Annotated in this window: 4 protein-coding genes; 2 read left to right on the top strand and 2 right to left on the bottom strand. The window is 40.6% G+C overall.

Translation table 11 applies throughout. The annotated features are described in order from the left end of the window. On the top strand, window positions 1-351 hold a 351-nt coding region (locus tag H6G97_RS48030), incomplete at its 5' end, for a transposase (RefSeq protein ID WP_190941080.1). Window positions 352-388: 37 nt separating this feature from the next. On the opposite strand, the gene dinB is transcribed toward H6G97_RS48030, so the two are convergent. Beyond that, window positions 389-1,498 carry a DNA polymerase IV gene (gene dinB, locus H6G97_RS48035; protein ID WP_242056132.1) on the bottom strand — a complete coding sequence of 370 codons (1,110 nt, stop codon included), beginning with the start codon at window positions 1,496-1,498 and terminating at the stop codon, window positions 389-391. A 190-nt stretch (window positions 1,499-1,688) separates the two neighbouring features. Between dinB and H6G97_RS48040 the strand changes: the two genes are divergently transcribed. Then, on the top strand, window positions 1,689-2,621 hold the full coding sequence (locus H6G97_RS48040; RefSeq protein ID WP_190947375.1) for a competence protein CoiA family protein: 933 nt from the start codon (window positions 1,689-1,691) through the stop codon (window positions 2,619-2,621). A gap of 266 nt (window positions 2,622-2,887) precedes the next feature. On the opposite strand, the gene H6G97_RS56415 is transcribed toward H6G97_RS48040, so the two are convergent. Continuing rightward, window positions 2,888-3,148 carry a transposase gene (locus tag H6G97_RS56415; protein ID WP_422394289.1) on the bottom strand — a complete coding sequence of 87 codons (261 nt, stop codon included), beginning with the start codon at window positions 3,146-3,148 and terminating at the stop codon, window positions 2,888-2,890. Window positions 3,149-3,433 lie beyond the last annotated feature (285 nt).

Below are 3,433 nucleotides of genomic sequence, written 5' to 3' on the forward strand. Positions count from 1 at the left end.
ACCTCAGCCAGTCTTCCAGAACGAGAAGGAGCGAAAAAAGTTCTCAACCGAGTTCACAATACAGGCAGTCAGGTAAAACGTTTAAATCTTATTTGGATGGACGGCGGATACCGTGGTGAAGAATTTATGCGTTGGGTGATGGATATGTTTCGCTGGATTGTGGAAATTGTGCTTCGACCATTGGAAAAGAAAGGTTTTGTCCATTTACCAAAGCGCTGGGTTGTTGAGCGAACTTTTGGTTGGCTTAACTGGTGTCGACGTTTAAGTAAAGATTATGAACGACTACCAGAAACCTCTGAGACTTTTATTTACATTGCGATGATCCGGATTATGGTCAGGCGACTGGCATAATTTTTAACTCGCTTCGACTTTTAAAACATCCTCTAAGCTAAAATATAATCCCTGCATTCTTAAATAGTGGCAGTTGAATCACTTGGGTTTGTTTGGCGTTATCAAGGTTAGACAAGGAAATGCCCAGTAACCTAATACTACGGTTTTCCAGATCAATCGACTCAAACAGCGCTTTGGCTATCTCAAAAATCGTAGATAGTTCACTGATGGGAGCAAGCATTGTTTTACTGCGGGTTATCTGATGATAGTCAGAAAACTTGACTTTCAAGGTTAATGTGCGGCCTCGCGTTTCGTGCTGCTCTAACCGTTGCTCGACGATTTGGGCAATCTGTTCGAGTTCCTGTAACATCTGACCGACATCGCTTAAATCACTTGCAAATGAAGTTTCTGCACCGATGGACTTACGAACCCGATTCGCCTCAACTGGACGATCATCTTCTGCCCTGGCAATTTTGTAATAATACTGACCAGCTTTACCAAAATGGTGTGTTAGCTCCAAGAGCGATCGCTGCTTCAAATCTGCCCCAGTGTGAATGCCAAGTGAATGCATCTTCGCTGCTGTAACTTCTCCAATCCCGTGAAACTTTTCAATCGGCAGCTGTTCTACAAAGGCGATCGCTTCCTCCGGTAAAATCACCGTCAGTCCATTGGGTTTATTCTGGCCTGATGCCATTTTTGCTAGGAATTTGTTAATTGATACACCCGCAGTTGCCGTCAACTGAGTTTCCTGGAAAATCGCAGTTTTGATATGTCTTGCGATGGTAGAAGCGTAGGTGATGTTTTGCTTGTTCTCAGTCACATCCAAATATGCTTCATCTAGTGCAACTCCTTCCACTAAATCACTGTAGCGTTTAAAGATAGCGTGGATTGCAGCAGAAATCTCTCGGTAAACATCGAATCTCGGTCTAACGAATATCAGCCCAGGACATTTGGCGATCGCTGTTACTGACGGCATCGCGGAGTGAATCCCAAACTTACGAGCTTCATAACTAGCTGCTGCAACCACACCTCGCTGATTCGGACTGCCACCGACGACTAACGGTTTACCTCGGTAGCTAGGGTTATCCCTCTGTTCCACCGATGCGTAGAAGGCATCCATATCAACGTGAACTATCTTCCGAGTTCTAGCGACAGATTCTTGTTCCAAAGGTAGCTCCACTACAAACAGTCTCGCTTTTCACGCCATTTTCAAGCAAATTAAATCCTAAATTAGAAATCCTATAGTACACTAGCACTAGTTTGAGCCAAATTTTGCAGATATGCAAATTATTTAAAGCTTGCTTGAACTTTCTACTATCAGCCCCGATTGGTTTTTATGCTAATGAGTGAACGTGACAATGTGGCTCAAATTTGGTGTAGCTCCAGATGGACAATTAGTCTGTGTTGAAGATGTTGGTAGTGGTAAAACCGAGCTTTTATGTCCTTATTGTTACGGGAAGCTAACTGCTAAGAAAGGTAAGGTTAAGCAACATCATTTTGCACATTCTTCAGCGACTTGCTTACCTGTAGCTAACCGTGATTTTCCAATTTTACCACTCTATGATAATTTTAATATTTACCTATCGCGTAAAGATTTAGCACAGTTAAAACTGCTATGGAAAGAATACGGCTCATTCAATTATCCTATCAGCCCTGGTTTAGTTACTCCAGGGCTTGTTAAAGCTGGAATGTTCCAGAAAAACGTGTATTTAACCCCTCCAGCCTATGAATTCACTAGTTTAGGAAAAATCCCTGTTGGAGCGCTAGAATTCAATTTATTCAACGAAGTGCAAGAACCTCTGTTGCTCAAAAAGCTACTGAAACTAGAGCTAGCAGCCAAACACGCATTATACAAAAATGCACCAGATAAGTCATATCGGCTCACCGACTTAGCACTTTACCGCGCTCAACTTCAACGCATTTTATCTTGTACTCTGTATTTTTTAGAGATACAAACGAATATTGATACTTTGCACAAGATAGGAGTTACCGCCAGACCCATCCAACAGCGATTGACAGAAATAGAAACGGATTTACTTATCCCTTATCAAACTGTTGCTATTCAAATACTTGGAACTTGGCCACACAGAGGTAATGTAGAACTATATTTTAAACACCGCTATCATAATTACAATTATCGCATTGGTAGTTTAACTGAGTACTTCAAATTTAGTGATAGCAATGCTAACGCTGCCCTACATGAGCTACAACAAATGAAAGATAAAGTACTTTCTCCAGTCGAGATAGACATTCTTAAGGACAACATTAGCTTATCTCAAGTTGCTATCTAGCCTATACTCATGCCAGGGCGGCCGCATTATGTCAATAAGCAAAGTCTATTCTCAACAGAGGCAAAAAATGTCATTAACTCTTGCTTATTGCGAAAATTTTAGGCGTAGGCAAAGCCCGCCGCAGGCATCGCTTTGGGGCTTAAAAAATAATCAAGCGCGAAAGGAAAGATTTTTTCGTTGGTTCTTAACCTTCATTGTGATCAACAGTAATTTAGGTGCGTTTGCGCTGATCCAAGAAGCGATCACCAATACAGCATTTGCGGCTGTTATGAGGTACAGTAGCAGCAACTAGCAAACCAGTTTCTTAAATGTTGAGGATTTATTAAATCGAGTGCAACTGAGATTAATTTATCAACCATTTCTGTTGTAGTCGGAGCAAAACTGCGTAAAAAAGATTTAAGTTGTGACCACCATAATTCAATTGGATTAAAATCGGGTGAGTATGAGGATAAACAAATAACTTTCGCACCTACAGCTTCAATCATTGGCACAATTGAATCTAGTTTATGTGCGGATAAATTATCAATTTACGTCCACTGCTCCTGACCATAAATTTGGCACTAAAAACTTCTCAATAAATAATTCAAACGCAATGCCATCCATTGAACCATTCATTGTCATTAATGCAACTACTTTTTTAAGACTAATTGCTCCAATTACTGTAACTTTTGAGCCTCTATAAAAGGGGTTAAGAGAGTAATACCAATTTAATATGAAGCTGCATAGAATAAAGCTTCTAGAATAAAGTTGTAAGAAGAGACAGAAATTACCTGCTCAAAAGTAAGTTGGTCGAATATTTCTTGGATGCGCTC

The organism is Nostoc flagelliforme FACHB-838 (assembly GCF_014698065.1).
Lineage (GTDB): Bacteria > Cyanobacteriota > Cyanobacteriia > Cyanobacteriales > Nostocaceae > Nostoc > Nostoc flagelliforme_B.

Excerpts from the sequence above, each read along its gene's own strand:
- H6G97_RS48040 (WP_190947375.1), top strand. The coding sequence starts at position 1,689 with ATGTGGCTCAAATTTGGTGTAGCTCCAGATGGACAATTAGTCTGTGTT.